The organism is Alsobacter sp., assembly GCF_059501845.1.
In genome coordinates, this window is record NZ_JCACDK010000001.1 from 676,417 (window position 1) to 693,317 (window position 16,901).

15 protein-coding genes and 1 other RNA gene are annotated in these 16,901 nt (G+C 68.4%); 8 read left to right on the forward strand and 8 right to left on the reverse strand.

Going from position 1 to position 16,901, the window contains the following annotated elements:
- Window positions 1–35: 35 nt before the first annotated feature.
- Together AC5JCN_RS03130 and AC5JCN_RS03135 are read right to left on the reverse strand one after the other, a co-directional pair.
- Window positions 36–2,453 carry an ATP-dependent helicase gene (locus AC5JCN_RS03130; protein ID WP_495753542.1) on the reverse strand — a complete coding sequence of 806 codons (2,418 nt, stop codon included), beginning with the start codon at window positions 2,451–2,453 and terminating at the stop codon, window positions 36–38.
- 185 nt (window positions 2,454–2,638) lie between these two features.
- On the reverse strand, window positions 2,639–2,992 hold the full coding sequence (locus AC5JCN_RS03135; protein ID WP_495753543.1) for a hypothetical protein: 354 nt from the start codon (window positions 2,990–2,992) through the stop codon (window positions 2,639–2,641).
- 255 nt (window positions 2,993–3,247) lie between these two features.
- Here AC5JCN_RS03135 and AC5JCN_RS03140 point away from each other — a divergent pair, with 255 nt between their 5' ends.
- Window positions 3,248–3,883 carry a LysE family translocator gene (locus AC5JCN_RS03140; protein ID WP_495753544.1) on the forward strand — a complete coding sequence of 212 codons (636 nt, stop codon included), beginning with the start codon at window positions 3,248–3,250 and terminating at the stop codon, window positions 3,881–3,883.
- Between the two features lie 2 nt (window positions 3,884–3,885).
- Here the strand turns inward: AC5JCN_RS03140 and AC5JCN_RS03145 are convergent, their stop codons facing one another.
- Window positions 3,886–4,413, reverse strand: a complete 528-nt coding sequence (locus tag AC5JCN_RS03145; RefSeq protein WP_495753545.1) for a thioesterase family protein — start codon at window positions 4,411–4,413, stop codon at window positions 3,886–3,888.
- Between the two features lie 114 nt (window positions 4,414–4,527).
- Between AC5JCN_RS03145 and AC5JCN_RS03150 the strand changes: the two genes are divergently transcribed.
- Window positions 4,528–5,940 (forward strand): FAD-binding oxidoreductase, encoded by a 1,413-nt coding sequence (locus AC5JCN_RS03150; protein WP_495753546.1) that lies wholly within the window; start codon window positions 4,528–4,530, stop codon window positions 5,938–5,940.
- 91 nt (window positions 5,941–6,031) lie between these two features.
- The gene (locus AC5JCN_RS03155; protein ID WP_495753547.1) at window positions 6,032–9,973 is read left to right on the forward strand and encodes an AsmA family protein; all 3,942 of its coding nucleotides are present in this window, start codon (window positions 6,032–6,034) and stop codon (window positions 9,971–9,973) included.
- A gap of 10 nt (window positions 9,974–9,983) precedes the next feature.
- Here the strand turns inward: AC5JCN_RS03155 and AC5JCN_RS03160 are convergent, their stop codons facing one another.
- From AC5JCN_RS03160 to ssrA, 4 genes are all read right to left on the reverse strand, one after another.
- On the reverse strand, window positions 9,984–10,238 hold the full coding sequence (locus AC5JCN_RS03160) for a ribbon-helix-helix domain-containing protein (protein ID WP_495753548.1): 255 nt from the start codon (window positions 10,236–10,238) through the stop codon (window positions 9,984–9,986).
- Between the two features lie 7 nt (window positions 10,239–10,245).
- Entirely contained in the window at window positions 10,246–10,440 is a 195-nt protein-coding gene (locus tag AC5JCN_RS03165) for a DUF4169 family protein (protein WP_495753549.1), read from the reverse strand.
- 6 nt (window positions 10,441–10,446) lie between these two features.
- Window positions 10,447–11,058, reverse strand: a complete 612-nt coding sequence (locus AC5JCN_RS03170) for an SspB family protein (RefSeq protein WP_495753550.1) — start codon at window positions 11,056–11,058, stop codon at window positions 10,447–10,449.
- Between the two features lie 26 nt (window positions 11,059–11,084).
- Window positions 11,085–11,440: a transfer-messenger RNA gene (gene ssrA, locus AC5JCN_RS03175) on the reverse strand.
- A 72-nt stretch (window positions 11,441–11,512) separates the two neighbouring features.
- Between ssrA and AC5JCN_RS03180 the strand changes: the two genes are divergently transcribed.
- From AC5JCN_RS03180 to AC5JCN_RS03200, 5 genes are all read left to right on the forward strand, one after another.
- Entirely contained in the window at window positions 11,513–12,307 is a 795-nt protein-coding gene (locus AC5JCN_RS03180; protein WP_495753737.1) for a thymidylate synthase, read from the forward strand.
- 260 nt (window positions 12,308–12,567) lie between these two features.
- On the forward strand, window positions 12,568–13,416 hold the full coding sequence (gene pdxY / locus AC5JCN_RS03185; RefSeq protein ID WP_495753551.1) for a pyridoxal kinase PdxY: 849 nt from the start codon (window positions 12,568–12,570) through the stop codon (window positions 13,414–13,416).
- A 34-nt stretch (window positions 13,417–13,450) separates the two neighbouring features.
- Window positions 13,451–14,551 carry an endonuclease/exonuclease/phosphatase family protein gene (locus AC5JCN_RS03190; RefSeq protein WP_495753552.1) on the forward strand — a complete coding sequence of 367 codons (1,101 nt, stop codon included), beginning with the start codon at window positions 13,451–13,453 and terminating at the stop codon, window positions 14,549–14,551.
- A 24-nt stretch (window positions 14,552–14,575) separates the two neighbouring features.
- A complete protein-coding gene (locus AC5JCN_RS03195) occupies window positions 14,576–15,478 on the forward strand; it encodes a PhzF family phenazine biosynthesis protein (RefSeq protein ID WP_495753553.1) in 903 nt (300 codons plus the stop codon).
- Window positions 15,475–16,173: an NUDIX hydrolase gene (locus AC5JCN_RS03200; RefSeq protein ID WP_495753554.1), complete on the forward strand. Its 699-nt coding sequence runs from the start codon at window positions 15,475–15,477 to the stop codon at window positions 16,171–16,173. The genes AC5JCN_RS03195 and AC5JCN_RS03200 overlap by 4 nt, the downstream gene beginning before the upstream one ends.
- A 68-nt stretch (window positions 16,174–16,241) precedes the next feature.
- Here AC5JCN_RS03200 and AC5JCN_RS03205 read toward each other — a convergent pair whose 3' ends face one another.
- Window positions 16,242–16,598, reverse strand: coding sequence for a hypothetical protein (locus AC5JCN_RS03205; protein ID WP_495753555.1), 357 nt, complete (start codon window positions 16,596–16,598; stop codon window positions 16,242–16,244).
- Window positions 16,599–16,901: the final 303 nt, after the last annotated feature.

Below are 16,901 nucleotides of genomic sequence, written 5' to 3' on the forward strand. Positions count from 1 at the left end.
CGGGGCAAAACGGTCTCGTTTTGTAGACCAAGCCCTCACGCCGCCTTTACGAAGCTCTCCAGCACCATTTTCCGGCCCGCCTTGTCGAAGTCGATCGTCAGCTTGTTGCCGTCGACTGCGGCGACGGTGCCGTTGCCGAACTTGATGTGGAAGACGCGCTGGCCCGTCGCGAAGGAACTCGGCGAGCCCGTCGACTTGGCGACCAACTCGCCCTCGATCAGCAGGGGCCCGCGCCGGCCGGGTCCTGGCGTGTAGGAAGCGCCCGCCTCCTCGAAGCCGCTGCTGTCATCGCCGCGGCTTCCGCCGCGGGATGTCTCGCGTGGACCCGTGTCCCGGCCATACTGGCCTTGCCGCATGCGGTCCTGCGCGCGCTGCCAGCCCGGCGTCGAGTAGGTGGAGCCGAAGGGCGTGACCCGGTCGAACCGGCTGCCGCCATAGCCGCCATAGTGGGCCGGGGCCTCGGTGACCTCGACGTGGTCCTCCGGCAGTTCGTCGACGAAGCGCGAGGGGATGGTCGACTGCCAGAGCCCGTGGATGCGGCGGTTGGAGGCGAAGTAGATCTTGGCTCTTCGCCGGGCCCTCGTAATGCCGACATAGGCGAGGCGGCGCTCTTCCTCCAGCCCGGCACGGCCGCTCTCGTCGAGGGCGCGCTGGTTGGGGAACAGGCCCTCTTCCCAGCCGGGGAGGAACACGGTGTCGAACTCCAGCCCCTTGGCGCCGTGCAGCGTCATGATGGAGATCTTCTCGGTTTCGTCGCTGTCGGCAGCCTCCATCACCAGCGAGACGTGCTCGAGGAACGCACCGAGGTCCGGAAACTCCTCCATGGAGCGGACGAGTTCCTTCAGGTTCTCGAGCCGCCCGGCGCTCTCGGCGGTGCGCTCCTTCTGCCACATCTCCGTGTAGCCGCTCTCCTCCAGGACAAGCTCGGCGAGCTCGCCGTGCTTCATCGTCTCGGAGGCAGCGGCCCAGCGGGCGAACGCGCCGGTGAGGTCGCGCAGCGACGTGCGGGGTTTGGGCTTCAGCTCCTCGCTCTCGACCAACATGCGTGCGGCCTGCATCAGCGGCACGCGCTGTTTGCGCCCGAAGGTATGCATCAGCTCCAGCGTGGCGTCACCCAGGCCGCGCTTGGGCGTGTTGACGATGCGCTCGAAGGCGAGATCGTCGCCTGGATTGGCCACGCAGCGCAGATAGGCCAGCGCATCGCGGATCTCCAGGCGCTCATAGAAGCGCGGTCCGCCTATGACCCGGTAAGGCAGGCCGAGCGTGATGAAACGCTCCTCGATCTCGCGCATCTGGGCGGAGATGCGGACGAGGACAGCCATTTCGGCCAGGGAATGCCCCTTGGCCTGCAGAGCCTCGATCTCCTCGCCGATGAGGCGGGCCTCTTCCTCGCTGTCCCACGCACCCGTGAGTGTCGGCTTCTCGCCGTCCTCGTCGTCGGTGTGCAGCGTCTTGCCGAGCCGTCCCTCATTGTGGGCGATGAGGTGCGATGCGGACGCGAGAATGTGGCCAGTCGAGCGGTAGTTGCGTTCAAGCCGAACTACAACCGCGCCCGGGAAGTCCTTCTCGAAGCGTAGGATATTGTCCACCTCGGCACCGCGCCAACCGTAGATCGACTGGTCGTCGTCGCCGACGCAGGCGACGTTCTGGCGTCCCTGGGCCAGCAGGCGAAGCCAGAGATATTGGGCGACGTTGGTATCCTGGTACTCGTCGACGAGAATGTAGCGGAAGCGTTCCTGCCAAGCCGTCAGCACGTCCGGGTTCTCCCGGAAAAGCCGCAAATTTTCGAGCAGCAGGTCGCCGAAGTCGGCGGCGTTCAGCTGCTTCAGGCGCTCCTGGTAGGCGGCGTAGAGCTTGGCGCCCCGTCCGTTGGCGAAGGCCGCGGCTTCGCCGGAGGGCACCTTGTCCGGTGTCAGGCCCCGGTTCTTCCAGCCGTCGATGAAGGCGGCGAGGGCCCGGGCCGGCCAGCGCTTCTCGTCGATGTCCGTCGCCTGGATGACCTGCCGCATCAGGCGGATCTGGTCATCGGTGTCGAGAATGGTGAAGTCCGACCTCAGGCTCACCAGTTCCGCGTGACGGCGCAGGATCTTTGTACCGATGGAGTGGAAGGTACCGAGCCACGGCATGCCCTCGCCGGCGCTCCCCACCAGGACGGCTATACGCTCGCGCATTTCGCGGGCCGCCTTGTTGGTGAAGGTGACGGCCAGGATCTGCGACGGCCAAGCCCGTCCGGTGGCGATGATGTGCGCGATGCGCGTCGTCAGCACGCGGGTCTTGCCCGTTCCGGCTCCTGCCAGAACCAGGACCGGCCCGTCCGAAGCTTCCACCGCCTTACGCTGCTCGTCGTTGAGACCGGACAGATAGGGCACGGGCGCAGCTACCCCTGCGCGAGCGCGGGCAGCGAGGCCCCCTGGGCGGGGGGTAAAATCGTCGTCTTGAGTCAGATCCGTCACGTCGCTTGAGCTCGGGTGAGGACGCGGCAGCGCCGGTCCGGTCCTATGGCACGGACCGTGGAAGGGTGCCACGCACAACCGTGCGGGCACGATTCGTTCTCACCGAAAAATGCAGCCAAACGGCGGCGGTGTCGACCGTGCGCCGTCAAAGCTCCTCAAGCAGGCATCGGGCCGCAGCTGCCTTCTCAGGCCGCGTTGCGATGATCATCCATTGGCCTGCTCCTCTGCACCGGCAGCAGGTCGGTTCGCGCCCCCCGCGGTGCCACGATCGCCAAGGGGGACAGATCGATGCCGACCGCGGCCTGGTCCTGCAGCGAGACGGCGTCCCAAGGATGCGTGGTGGCGCGGTTGTGCGGATCCAACTGCTTCCGGCCAAAGATGGCGCGTAAGCTGGCCCCGACGAGGTTTGCAATGATCATCATCAATGCAGATGCTGCGAGAACCTCGATCGCGTCACCGACGGCCTCGGTATTCTTGAAAAACGGCATGATCGTCTCTGTAAATGATGAGACTGAACCAAGTTCAGCGAATATCGTCATGTCATATCCTGCTTCTCTGAAACAATCGTCATCGCCGTCAGGTCAAGCGACGATCAATATAGCGTCGAATTCGCGGCGACAGGTTCATACTATGACAGAGTTTGAACCAAATCGTCTGCCGATACTGTCCAGCTGTGTTAATTGCGAGTTAAAGAACAGCTGAAAATGCGGAGTATAAGATCGATAAATTTTGACGCTTTCCGTTGCGCGGCTGCCCGGAAGGAGCGTAGCTGGTGCGATACCCGGAGGAATGCCGTGATCAGCCTTGGTCTGTTTGCCGCGACAGTCGCGGCGGGTTTCATCTACGCGGTCACGCCTGGTCCGGCCTTCCTCGCCGTCTTCGCTCTGGCAGCACAGAAAGGGCGCGGGGCAGGCGGAAAGTTCCTGCTGGGCCATCTGGCGGGCGACGTGCTCTGGGGCGGCCTCGCGCTGGCGGCGATCGTCGGCGTGAACCAACTGGGCCCAATGCTCTTCGACACGCTCGGCATCGCCTGCGGCGTGTACCTGATCTACCTCGGGATGAAGGCGGTGCTCTCAGGCAAGTCTTCGTCGCAGGCGCCTGTCGGGGCGTTGCGGCCGGTGCAGGCAGGGCTCCTTTTCGGCGTCACGAACCCGAAAGCCTATCCGGTGTCGCTGGCCGTCTTCACGGCACTCACCGTGCGCTTCGCCGGCGAGATTGGCTGGCAGACGGCGCCGGCACTGATGGCGGCGGCCATAGCCGGCTTTCTCGCCGGCTACGTCGTCATCCTGTTCTGGGCCGGGCTCCCGCCAGTTCGGCGCTTTTTCCTGCGCCACGGCGCCACGGTGACGCGCGTGGTGGGCGTCACCTTCATCCTGTTCGGCATCAAGTCGATGTCTGATGCCGGGCGCAGCATCGCGTCGCGGGCGTGAGCCTAGTGGACGCCCGTCTCCAGCTGGCGCATCGGCATGGCCACGCGGCGGCCGAGGTCCCCCGGCGCGGGAAGCCTGGCATGCGCCGCCTTCATCACCGCGAGCGCGTCGAGCACCTCTAACGGAAAGGGCGCGGCCTTGCGCTCGCGCAGTCCGACGTGGATGTTCATCGTCTCCGACGTGGCCGAGAGCCACAGGTCGCGGGCGTGCCGAAGCTCGCTGAAGAAGTGGATGCGCTTCTCGTCATAGCCGATCAGCTGTACGGTCACGCGCGCCGGCTCGCCGGCCGTGAGCTCGCGCAGGTAGCGCACATGGCACTCCGCCGTGAAGGTCGAGGCATCGGCGGAAAAACGATAGGCCTCACCGAGGCCGAGGCAGGCGAATGCCTCCTCCAGCGCCCGGTCGAACAGGACATGGTAATAGGCCATGTTCATGTGGCCGTTGTAGTCGATCCAGCCGGGCTCGACCCGCATCGTCGACGAGACGAAGGGCGCGAAGAAGAATGCGGTGCTTTCGGTACCCTTCGACATGGGCTCGTCGTCGTCTCGGCAGAGTGGAGCCGCAAGATCTTCAGAAGACCGTCGCGGACGTCCTGAAATAGGCGTACCCCGATAGTGTGGAGATGGAGCGAGGAAAGCAAGGGCATGACTGGACAGCACACACTCCGTCAGCGGCCAGATTCGACGTTGCTCGCGGAAGTTGTGGATATCCTGCGCCACCGCATGGGCAACCGTGCCTCCACGGCAGACGCGGTCCGCCGCCAGCACGCCAGCACGCTCACGTGGCTGCCGGTGCAGCCGCCCGATATCGTCGTACAACCGCTCGACGAGGCGGAGGTGGTCGACATCGTGAAGCTGTGCGGGGCACGCGGGGTACCGGTTGTGCCTTTCGGAACAGGCACTTCGTTCGAAGGACACGTGAACGCGCCCTTCGGCGGCGTCAGCATCGACATGATGCTGATGAACCGGGTTCTCGCCATTCACGCCGAGGATCTCGACTGTGTCGTTCAGCCCGGCGTCACCCGCAAGCAGCTGAATGTCGAGCTCAGGGAGACCGGTTTGTTCTTCCCCATCGATCCCGGCGCCGACGCCTCGATCGGCGGCATGGCGGCAACGCGCGCCTCGGGCACCAACGCGGTGCGCTATGGAACGATGAAGGACAGCGTGCTTTCGCTTCGGGCCGTGCTGCCCAACGGCGAGGTGGCCGTGACCAGCCGGCGAGCCCGCAAATCCTCGGCCGGCTACGATCTGACCCGGCTCATGGTGGGCTCGGAAGGCACGCTCGGCGTCTTTACCGAACTCACCCTGCGGTTGTTCGGGATCCCCGAGGCGATAGCGGGCGGGGTTTGCCCCTTTCCCACCGTGCGGGCCGCCTGCGACGCCACCATCGCGACCATCCAGTCGGGGTTGCCGGTCGCCCGCATCGAGATCGCGGATGCGTTGCAGATCCACGCCATCAACCTGCACTCGAAGCTCGGCCTGGCCGAAGTGCCGATGCTGTTTCTCGAGTTCCACGGCACGCAGGCCGGCGTCGAGGAGCAGTCGCGCCGCTTCGGCGAGATCGCGGCAGAGTTCGGCGGAGGCCCATTCTCCTGGGCAACGCAGGCCGAGGAGCGCTCCCGCCTCTGGCAGGCCCGCCACGACGCCTATTGGGCGACGGGCACGCTGCGGCCGGGCGCGCGCACCATGGCCACCGATGTCTGCGTGCCGATCTCCCGCCTGGCCGACTGCGTCGAGGCGACGCACAGGGACCTCGAGGAGACTGGCATCGTCGCTCCCATCGTCGGCCATGTTGGCGACGGCAACTTCCACCTCACGCCGCTCGTCAATGCCGATGATCCCGGCGAGGTGGAAAGGCTCACGGCTTTCCTGGGCCGGCTGGTGGAGCGCGCGCTCGCCATGGACGGGACATGCACGGGGGAGCACGGGGTCGGCCAGCAAAAGATGAAGTATCTGCACCTTGAACATCCGGCCGCGACACTCGACCTGATGCGGACCATCAAGAGCGCGATCGACCCGACCGACATCATGAATCCTGGCAAGATTATCGCCGTGTGATTGACAATGCCGCCTGATTCCTGCGTCAACCTGCGACCATGAAGACTCCTGAGGTTCATATCCGCTTCGTTTCGTCCCGGGGCCATGGGCATTGCGTGATCTACTGACCGGCCTCGCCATCCTGCTGATCATTGCGCTTTCGGTGGCGCTGGCAGGACCATATTTCGTCGACTGGAACTCCAGGCGCAGCGACATCGAGGCCCGCATCAGCAACTATGTCGGGGCTCCCGTCACGGTTCGAGGGCCGATTGACCTTAAGCTCCTCCCGACGCCCCGGCTGAGGCTGGGTGACGTGCAGGCGGTAACCCCCGGCGACGGCCCCAAGCTCGGCGTGCGCCAGGTGGTGGTCGAAGTGTCGGTGATGCCGCTGCTGCGCGGTGACGTCCTCGTCACCGAGGCGCTTCTGGACGGGGCGCGCGTGGACGCACGCATCGCACCAGACGGCACCGTCGACGGGCTCGGCGATCTCGTGGCGGGGCTCCGGCGCTCCGCCGGCGCAATCTCGATCGAGCGCCTGTCCCTGCGAGACGGCGTGCTCGCCCTGACCGATCCGGCCGCGGGCAGGACGCTTCGGCTGGACGACATCGACGTCGAGGCGGATGCAGCATCGCTCACCGGCCCGTGGCGCGCGACGGGGCAGGTCCGGGCGGGCGACGCGCCGCTGAACGTGCGGCTCGCGACCGGCAGCCCCGAGCCCGACGGGTCCGCCAGGATGAAACTCGTCGTGGAGGCCCAGTCCGGCGACCGGCGGGGCGAGATCGACGGCCGTCTCGTGCCTGGCGACCCTGCCGGCCCACGCTTCGAGGGCCGGCTGGCGGCCAGTGGCCGCCTGCGCTGGCCGGACCGCGACAGTGTCTCGCCGCGCCCCTGGACGTTGGCGGCGAACCTCGATCTGCGCGGCCGGTCCGGCACCCTGGAGGGCATCGACTTCGATGCCGGCGGTGACGAAAGCGCCGTGAAGTTCACGGGGGCCGGCACGCTGGATTTCGGCGCGCAGCCCCGCCTTTCGCTGGACGTCGAGTCCCGCCAAATCGACTTCGACCGGCCGTACACGTCGCAGACGCCGCCTTTGCCGGCGCCGTTCCCGACCGTCGCGGCGGCCTGGCTGGGGGCCTTCGCGCAGGACGACGCGCTCGACCTTCCGCTGCCCATCGCCATCCAGGCGAAGGTCGGCAACGCAATCCTCGGCGGCGACGCGCTGTCGGGGATCGATGCCGCTATCGAGCTGACGCCGACCGGCATCCAGGTGAAGCGCTTTGCCGCGGCGCTTCCCGGCAATTCGTCGCTGGACGCCGCCGGTGAGGCGTCGCTGGCCGGCGGTGGCGAGTTTTCTGGTCGCATGTCGCTGCGGTCTCGTGACGCGCCTCGCCTGGCCGCGTGGCTGGAAGGGCAGGGGGGACGCTCGTCGCGGCTGGGCGACGCGTCGGACCTGGTGGCGCAGGCGGACGTGACGCTCTCGTCGAGCGTCATCGGCGCGCGGAACATGAAGCTGACGCTCGGGCGCTCGAACCTGCAGGGCACGCTGCGCTATACGCCGCCGGAGGATGCCACCCGCGGCCATTTCGAGGCACTGCTGACCTCCGACGGACTGGTCATCGACCAAATCCTCGATCCCGACGTGGTCTCCGCCGCCGCCCGGGGCATCGACGTCGACGTCACGCTCGATGCCCGAAACGTCAGGCTCGGCCAGGCCACCGGCGCCAATGTCGGCGCGGGCCGGGTGGGCCTGCGGTTCTCGATCGGTGCAGCGGGGATCGACATCAAGACCCTCGACATGGCCGACGTGGCTGGCGCGTCCGTCAGGGCGAGCGGGCGCGTCGGACCCGATGGCGGCCGCATGGAAGCCGTGGTCGATGCAAGGCGGGTCGAGCCGCTCGCCAACATCCTCGCCCGCATCATGCCCGGCCGCTTCCCGGAGCTGGTGGCCTCACGGGCTGCCGCCCTTGGACCTCTCAAGCTCAAACTGGTGGCCGAGCGCGGCAAGGGCCAGTTCAGCGAGACGGTCTTTTCCGCGCAGGGCACGGCGGCGGGCACGAAGATCGACGCCAATGCGCGGATCGGCGGCCCGCAGGCGGCCGATCGCGTGGTCGGCGGCTTCAAGGCCGATGCGCCCGAGGCGGTTGCGCTGCTCACCCAGCTCGGCTTCGACGTTCTTCCCCTTCCCGGCCTCGGCCGCGGCCAGATCGCGGTTGAACTCGACGGGCGGTTCGGCAACGGGGCCACGCTGCGCATGGCGGCCGACGCCCTGGGCACCGCGGTACGGGGCGAAGGGCGGCTTGGTGTCGGCCCGCAGGAACCCGATCTCACCGGGACCCTGACGCTGGAATCCCAGGATCTCGGCCCGCTGACGCAGGTGCTCGCGCTCCCCGGTCCCGACAGTCTCAGCCGCCTTCCGGCCCAGCTGAAGGCGAAAGCCTCGCTGGCGGGGACGCGGTTCGCGCTGTCCGACATCACAGGAAACGTCGCGGGTCAGCCGGTGGGCGCTGCCCTCGTGGCCGACACCAAGGCGGGAGCCCTCACCGGCGAAGTCGCCGTGGACCGGCTGTCACTCGGCGTCATCGCCGGGCTCAACCTCGGCCAGCTACAGGCGCCGTTGCCGGGCAGCATCTGGCCGGCCGGCCGCTTCGGCACGCCGCTGCCGCCGCCGCTCGATACGACGCTGAAGGTGCGGGCAAAGCAGGTGGATGTCGGTCTTCCCGCACCGGCCACCGACGCGGCTTTCCAGCTGCGCTGGACGGCCGAAGCCCTCGAGCTCTCCGGAATTGACGCGGCGATCGGCGGCGGCCGGGTGTCCGGCAGTCTCGGCCTGAGGCGGCAGGGCGGGCTGGGCAGCGTCGCGCTGCGCCTCGGCATGAAGGATGTGGCGCTGCAGCGCATGATGCCGGCTTCGCCCGTCCTCGCCTATGTCAGCGGTGATTTCGACGCCGCAGGCTCGGGCGACGGCATGGCCGCGCTGCTCTCGACCTTGTCCGGCGGAGGCACCATGCGCCTGTCCGGCCTCACTTTGCCGCGGATGGCCGTCGGGGCGGTCGCGGAAGTGGCGAAGCGGTTCGACCTCGGGCAGGACGCGCCGGACCTGCCGCAGGTACAGGCTGCCGTGGCCGCCGGCCTCGACTCGGCGCCGCTCGTCGTGCCCAGCCTCGATGCGCCGCTCACGGTCTCAGGTGGTATCGCCCGCCTCGGCCCCCTCGCGTTCAAGGCGGGTGCCGCCGAGATCAACGGTCTCGCCAGCCTGGACACGCGCTCCGGACGCTTCGACGCAAGGGCCGCGATCGTCACCCGCGACACACCGGATGGCTGGTCGGGTCCGCTGCCCGAGGCGAACCTGACCTGGAAAGCTGCCAGGCTCGGCACGCCTGCCATCCGCGATCTCGACGTGTCCGGGCTCACCAACGTGCTGACGACGCGCATCGTGGCGCGCGAGCTCGCCAAGATGGAAGCGGCCGAGGCCGACCTGCGCGAACGCACCTACTTCCTGCGCCGCCTCAATGTCGGCCGCGAGATGCTGGAGCGTCAGCGCCAGGCCGAGGAGGAGGCGAGGCTCGCCGAGGAGGCCCGCAAGGCCGAGGAGGAGCGCAAGGCCGAGGAGGAGCGCCGCCGCCGCGAGGCAGAGGTCATCCGCCGCGCCGAGGAGGCCAAGCAGGCCGAGCTCGCCCGCCAGGCCGAGGAGGCGCGCCGGCGCGAGGAGCAGGCCGCCGCCGAGGCCGCGGCAAAGGAGCAGGCGCAGCAGAAGCAGGCTCCGCCTGCCGTGCAGGGCTCGGGAGAGACGCCGGCGCCGGGCGTTCCGGCCGGGCCTGCCACGCCCCCGCAGCCCCCGCAACGCCAGGGAGCCGCCGCCCAACCTCCCGCCAACATCGTGCCGGAGATGGACGACGAGGAGCGGATGAAGGCGCTGGAGGAGGCGACGCGCCTGATGGGCCTGACCAAGCCGACCGTTACCGTGCCCCGTGCCGCCATCCAGCCGCTCCAGATAAACCCCGTGCAGACCTTCGTTCCGCCGAAGCCGGGGTCCGCGGCTCCCGCCCAGCAGTGAGCGGCGCCGGTCAGCCCGGTGCCGTGCCGCCCGGGCTGGCGCCGTCGCGGTAGTGCGCAAGGACGGCGAGGCGGATCGCGGACGAGAGATTTGCCGTCGCCCGTTCCGAATCGATTCGGGCCACGAGGCTGTTGAGGCTGACGCCGCGCTCCCGCGCGATCGTCTTGAGCCCGTCCCAGAACGCGGCCTCGATCGAAACGCTGGTGGCGTGCCCGGAAATCAGAACCGAGCGCTTAACGATCGCGGTATCGCGGCGTTCCGCCATCGCGCCGTCAGGCGTCGCCGCCCGGCTCGTCGCGGCGATGTGCGTCGAGAGCGCGGGCCTTGCGGGCCTCCTCGAGGCTCGAGGCCTGGCGATCGGCCCTGGCGCGGCCGAACTTGGCCCGATTGGCGTCTGCCTCGGCCTCGCGGACGGCACGGGCCTTCGACTTGCGGGCCTTGCGGAGGTTGACGATCTCGGCGGTCATGCCGCCTCAGGTCTTCTTGCGGAATGCGTCGAGGCTCACGACCTCGGCCCCGCTGCCGTCCTTGCCGTCCTCCGCCTCGGCATCCTTGTCGGGCTTGGCGGCTGCAGTCCCGGCCTTGTCCTTGCCGGCGGCAGAGGTTTCCGGACCCGCCTTCTTGTCACCCTCACCGGGCCGGGTGCCCGAGGGCGACAGCATCACGGGCAGGGCACCCTTGCCGGCGATGTCCTCGTCGTCGTCTTCGTCATTGTCGGCCGGTTCGGATCCGGACAGCTCGAACTTCAGGCCGAACTGCACGCTCGGATCGAAAAATCCCGTCAGCGCATCGAAGGGTACGAGCAGGCGCTCGGGGATCCCGGAGAAGGACAGCCCGACCTCGAAGGTGTGCTCGGTGACGGCGAGGTCCCAGAACTGGTGCTGCAGGACGATCGTCATCTCGACCGGGTATTTCTCCCGGAGGCGCTGCGAGATGCGAACGTTGGGATCCTCGGTCCTGAACGAGATGTAGAAATGATGATCCCCCGGCAGGCCGTGGGCGGCCGCATCGGTCAGGACCTTGCGGACGACGCTCTTCAGCGCGTCCTGGACCAGGAGGTCGTAGCGGATAAGATCCTGTGCCATTCCATGGTCTGCTGAGAAGGCAAAAAGGTGGAGGCTTCTGTTGCCAGGCGCCTCCGGGCCCCGCCTTACGGTGCTACCCGCAAGGGCTTCGTTTCGGCGTTAGAGACCGCTTACGCGGCCACCGCAACCGGAGCATAGTTGTCGTTGGCAACTATACGATCGGCCCGATAACGGCGGAACCATGCCGGGCAAAAGAACACCCTTTACACCCTCGTCGATCCTATTTCGCCCCCGCCGGAGACCACCCTTGCGAGTGGGCCCTGGTGGAGGCGCCGGGTACCGCCCCCGGGTCCGAAAGGCTTATTCCGATGACCGTTTATCACCATAGCCGCCTTGCGACGGCACACCGAATATAGGCAGTCCGGGCTCGCGAAGGAAGGGTGCCCAGCACGTTTTCGTGGGCAACCTGTTCTGCGGGTTCGACGGCACCCGGGACTCGGCTAATATGAAGCCCATGCAGGCCTATCACGACCTCCTCTCCCGCATCCTCGCCGAAGGCGTCCGCAAGGACGACCGGACCGGCACGGGTACGCTGTCCCTGTTCGGCCACCAGATGCGCTTCGACCTCGCCGAGGGGTTTCCGCTCGTCACGACGAAGAAGCTGCACCTGAAGTCGATCGTCCACGAACTGCTCTGGTTCCTGGCGGGGGACACCAACGTGGCCTATCTCCAGGCGCACGGCGTGACGATCTGGGACGAGTGGGCGGACGACGAGGGCGAACTCGGCCCCGTCTACGGCAAGCAGTGGCGCTCCTGGGAGAAGCCGGGCGGCGGCACCGTCGACCAGATCCGGTGGGTGCTGGACGAGATCCGCCGCAATCCCGACAGCCGCCGGCTCGTCGTTTCGGCCTGGAACCCTGCCGATCTCGACCGCATGGCGCTGGCGCCGTGCCACTGCCTGTTCCAGTTCTACGTCGTCGAGGGCCGGCTCTCGTGCCAGCTGTACCAGCGCTCCGCCGACGTGTTCCTCGGCGTGCCCTTCAACATCGCCAGCTACGCCCTGCTGACCCACATGGTGGCGCATGTCACCGGACTAAAGCCCGGAGATTTCGTGCATTCCTTCGGCGACGCGCACCTCTATTCGAATCACGTCGAGCAAGCCCGGCTGCAGCTGTCCCGCGATCCACGTCCGCTTCCGCGCCTGCAGCTCAACCCCGCCGTTCGCAGCCTCTTCGACTTCGCCTTCGAGGACATTGCCGTCGTGGGGTACGACCCGCACCCCGCCATCCGGGCGCCGGTGGCTGTGTAGAAGCTGCGATTGCCGCCCACCGCGGCACTCGTCGAGCACTTTGTCATCCCGGCCGAAGCGAAGCGGAGACCCGGGATCCAGGGCCACCACGCTTCTGAGTTCCTGGATCCCGTGTCTGCGGCGCACCGCTCCGCGCTGCTCCGCGCATGGAATGACACGGGTTTCGTGTCGCCACTGATCCCATCCATCAGCGAAATTCGCTTGCCGCGTACGGGTGCCGGACCGAAGCTCCGCGTCTCCCGGGATCAATGTGCGCGTCGATGAACATCCTCTCCATCCAGTCCCACGTCGCCTATGGCCATGTCGGCAACGCCTCGGCCACCTTCCCCATGCAGCGGCTGGGCTGCGAGGTGTGGCCCATCCACACCGTCCAGTTCTCGAACCATACGGGCTACGGCCACTGGCGCGGTCGGGTCTTCGACGGGCCGATGATCGAGGAGCTGGTCGAGGGCATCGCCGAACGCGGGGCGCTGTCCCGCTGCGACGGGGTGCTGTCGGGCTATATGGGATCCGCCGACATCGGCACGGCCATTCTCTCGGCGGTTGCGCGGGTCAAGGACGCCAATCCCAACGCGATCTATTGCTGCGACCCGGTGATCGGCGACGTCGGCCGCGGCGTCTTCGTGCGGCCCGGGATCCCGGAATTCATGCGCGAGAAGGCTGTCCCCGCAGCCGACATCATCACCCCCAACCAGTTCGAGCTCGACATGCTCTCCGGCGCGGAGAGCCACACGAGGAACGGGCTGCGCGCCGCGCTCGAGGCGGTGCACGGGTTGGGCCCGAAGGTAATCCTGGTGACCTCGCTCGTCGCCGACGACACGCCGGAGGACGCGATCGATCTCGTCGGCTCGCAGGACGGGCAGGTCTGGCGAGTCCGGACGCCCCGGCTGGACATCTCGGTCAACGGGGCGGGGGACGCCATCGCGGCGCTGTTCTTCGTCCACTGGCTCAGGTCGCGCTCGACCGCCGAGGCCCTCGCCTTGGCCGCGTCCTCGGTCTACGGCCTCCTGCGCCGGACCGCCGAAGCCGGGTCGCGCGAGATCCTGACGGTTGCCGCGCAGGACGAGTTCGTGGCGCCGACCACCCGCTTCACGCCGGAGGCGCTGTGAGGCGGGACCGTCGACCCCACCGGGACAGCCGCCGATGAGGCTGCGCGTCGCCACCTTCAACGTCGAGAACCTGTCGTCCCGCTGGCGGCCGGACGACCTTCAGCGGGGCGATGCGGCGGCCGCGCTGGCTCTCGCGGACATCCAGGACCAGGAGCAACGGGCGGCCGCGCAGCTCTCCGTCGCGCTCGCGCAGGAAGACGACAAGCGGCAGATGACGGCGCTCGCGATCGCCGAGACGGGTGCGGACATCCTCTGCCTGCAGGAGGTCGACAATCTGCGCTCGCTGGAGGCGTTCTTCTCGAAATACGTGAATCGGATCTCCGACATCCGCTACGGGCATTTCGCTCTGAAGGAGGGCAATGACCGGCGCGGCATCGACGTGGCGTTCGCCGCGCGGCGCTCGCTCGTTCCCGAGGGAACGCCGCGCCTGACGAGCCATGCCGAAGCCACCTTCGCCGAGCTCGACGTCTTCGACCAGAATCTCGAGGTTTTCGGCATCACGCCGCAGGACCGCGTCTTCACGCGCGACTGCCTTCAGGTCGAGCTTGCCATCGAAGGCCGCCAACTGACGCTGTTCCTGTGCCACTTCCGCTCGATGGACAATGCCGGTCGCGACGATGGGCGCGAGAGCACGATCCCGCTGCGTCGCGCCGAGGCGCAGGCGGTGCGCCGCATCGTCGAGCGGCGGTTCGGGGCCGACTGGCCTCAGGCGGCCTGGATCGTCGCCGGCGACCTCAACGACTACACCGCGGCGATCGAGCCCGGCGGCAGGGCGGTGCCCGGACAGCCGAGCGGAATCGATCCGCTCCTCGACGATTTTGCCGTGAACCCGGTCGAAGCGCTGCCGCCGCACGAGCGCTGGACGTACTTCCACCGGGCGTGGTCTTCGGGCAGGGCGCGCCTCGTCGAGCAGCACGTGCAACTCGACTACGTGCTTCTCTCCCCCGCGCTGGCGGATGGGGCGAGAGCCGAGATCGTGCGCCGCGGGCTACCCTACCGGGCGCCGCTCGACCCGCGCGATCCCGACCGGTCCATCGCCAGGCTGGCGACGACCTGCGACCGCTATCCCCGCGTCGGCTGGGATCGGCCCAAGGCAAGCGATCACTGCCCCCTGATCGTCGAATTCGAGTTCTAGCGTCACCGGTACGAGGGGAGTTTCATGCGCAGGCGCTTCTTGACGCTGGACGTGTTCACCGACCGGCCGCTCGCCGGTAACCCGCTCGCCGTCGTGCTGGACAGCCAGGGCCTTACCGATATCGCGATGCAGGCCATCGCCGGCGAGTTCAACCTGTCGGAGACGGTGTTCGTCTTTCCGCCCGCCGACCCGCACCAGCGCGCCGCGCTGAGGATCTTCACGCCCTCGCGCGAGCTGCCCTTCGCAGGCCATCCCACGGTCGGCACGGCGGTCCTGCTGGGGCTGCTCGACCATGGCCAGAGCCACGGCGTGGCGGCATTCGGGCTGGAGGAGCGCGTTGGCCTTGTGCCCTGCGCGGTCGAGATCTCCGGCGAGGGACGGGGGCAGGCCACCTTCACCGTGCCGCGCCTCCCGGAGCGGCTGGACGGGGCGCCTTCCCCCGGAGAAGTGGCGGTTGGCCTCGGTCTCGACCTCGGCCAGGTCGGCTGCCACGGCTTTCGGGCGCCTCAGGTCTGGAGTGCCGGCGTACCCTATGTCTGCGTGCCCGTGTCTGATCTGGCGGCGCTCGGCGCGGTGCAGCCCGATCCGCGCGCCTGGCCCGGAACCTTCGGCGGCGCGGTCGGCAATGCCTACCTCTTCACGCGAGACCCGGAGGGCGGCTTCCGCACGCGGATGTTCGCCAGCGACCTCGGCGCGGGGATCCGGGAGGATCCCGCCACGGGATCGGCAGCCGCGGCGATCTCTGGCTGGCTGGCGGGTGCGGGAGAGGAGGCCGAGGGCGAGTCCTTCCTGCCGATCCGCCAGGGCTACGAGATGGGCCGGGCCTCCGAGATCCTCCTCGGCCTTGTCATGGAGGAGGGCCGGCTTGCGCGCGCCACCATTGGCGGCTCTGCGGTGATCGTCGCCGAGGGGGCATTGCGGCTGTGAGCCTCGTGTTTCATCGCGTCGAAGCTGTCGACTGCCGGCTCGACGACCGTCCGTGGGCCTGGGCCGAGGCGGAGGCCGCCCGTATCGACGCGCACTGGGCCACGCTCGTCGCCCGCAAGCCCGCACTCTACGACGGCGCGGTGCTGCTGATGCACAGCGGGCGGGTCGACGGCAGCGTCTTCCGCGGATCCTACCTGTTCACGCGGTTCTCCCGCTTCATGGCGTGGCGTGACTTCGGCTCGCCCGACCGCTCGATCCGCAACGGCTTCGCCATGGCGGCGCTGCGCAGCGCGGACGGCGCCTGGCTGCTCGGCGAGATGGGTGCCCACACCGCCAATGCCGGGCAGGTCTACTTTCCCTCCGGGACGCCCGATCCCTCCGACATTCGTGACGGAAGGGTCGACCTCGCCGGCAGCGTGGCCCGGGAACTTGAGGAGGAAACAGGACTTTCAGCCGCCGAGGCGAGGTTCGAACCGGCATGGACCATCGTCGAGGCCGGACAGAAGGTGGCCTTCCTGCAGACCGTGACGGTTGACGCCGACGCGGACGCGCTGCGGGCGCGGATCCATGACTTTCTGACGCGGGATCCGCAGCCGGAACTCGCCCGCATCCACATCGCCCGCAGCAGGGCAGACATCACGCCCGCCATGCCGGACTTCGTCGCCGGATTTCTGGAACGGGAACTCGCCGGGTAGTCGCTCGTCCGGCGCACATCGAGCCAGTCTGCGGCCTCGCCCCGCAACGGTTCCGGCGGATCCGGTCCTCAGCCGGCGGGATAGCCGTTCCGGACACGCGACTGCCTGACGAGCGAGCTCGCTTCCGCATCGCGGCCGGCCTGGCAGGCCTCGCTCGCCTTGGCGATATCGCCCTGGATGCGGTCGTAGACCGTCTGGCTGACGTGCCCGGTGTTCAGGTCGTTGTCCTGGATCGCCTTCCAGCGGGCGATGTCCGCCGAGCAGCCCTTGCCATCCGGCAGCTTGAAGCCCTCCGGGGATACGCCCGGCGGCAGGCCGGCGTACGACGAAGCCGGAGGTGTGCCGGACGCCGTTCCGCCCGGACCGGCGGAATTGCAGGCGGCGAGGGCGGCGCAGGCGGCAAGGACGAGGACAGGCTTCAGCATGGGGCGACTCTCCGCTTCTTCGCCGCCGCAGTGTCACGGGCGTGAGCGCCACGTCAACGCCTCCTTCACCGGCCGCCAAGGGCGGACTTGCGCGAGAACGGCTGCGGGATTATGCACGAGCGTCCGCCGGGATTGACCCGGCCGAGGACGAGAGGACGCCGTGGCCGCTCGCGCTGCCCATCGCCGCATCGAGACGGAGACCCTCAGGGTCCGTCCGGCGGCGTCGTGCGTCCCGGGCCTGCTTTCCCAGCTGCTGCTTCTTAGCTGCCCCTGAGGGCCGGCCGGGCGCGTGCGCCTGGGCAC